Annotated in this window: 1 protein-coding gene; it reads left to right on the top strand. The window is 63.1% G+C overall.

Annotated elements, in window-relative coordinates; translation table 11 throughout:
- On the top strand, positions 1-590 hold a 590-nt coding region (locus CXR03_RS18935), incomplete at both ends, for an AAA family ATPase (RefSeq protein ID WP_146070563.1).

Raw genomic sequence — 590 nt, 5'->3', positions numbered from 1 at the left:
CGGGATCCCGATCGACAAGATGCTGGAAGGCGAGCGCGACAAGCTGCTTCGGATGGAAGACGATCTGGCGAAATCGGTGGTCGGCCAGGGGGATGCGGTGCAGGCCGTGTCGCGGGCGGTTCGCCGTGCGCGGGCCGGTCTCCAGGATCCGAACCGGCCGATCGGCTCGTTCATCTTCCTCGGTCCGACCGGGGTCGGCAAGACCGAGCTCACCAAGTCGCTCGCCCGCTTCCTCTTCGACGACGAGACGGCGATGGTTCGGCTCGATATGTCGGAATTCATGGAGAAGCATTCGGTCTCTCGACTGATCGGGGCACCTCCGGGCTATGTCGGCTATGAGGAAGGTGGGGCGCTCACGGAAGCCGTTCGGCGCAAGCCTTATCAGGTGGTGCTGTTCGACGAGATCGAGAAGGCGCATCCCGACGTGTTCAACGTGCTCCTGCAGGTGCTCGACGACGGTCGCCTGACGGATGGTCAGGGTCGCACCGTCGACTTCAAGAACACGATCATCATCATGACCTCGAACCTCGGGGCCGATTACCTGACAAGCCTCGGCGAGGACCAGGATGTCGATCAGGTTCGCGACCAGG

The sequence above is a fragment of the Arthrobacter sp. 08Y14 genome (genome assembly GCF_002929455.1).
Classification (GTDB): Bacteria; Actinomycetota; Actinomycetes; order Actinomycetales; family Micrococcaceae; genus Arthrobacter_B; species Arthrobacter_B sunyaminii.
Note: the sequence above shows the minus strand (reverse complement) of the source record. Positions and strands in the feature narration are given on the sequence as shown.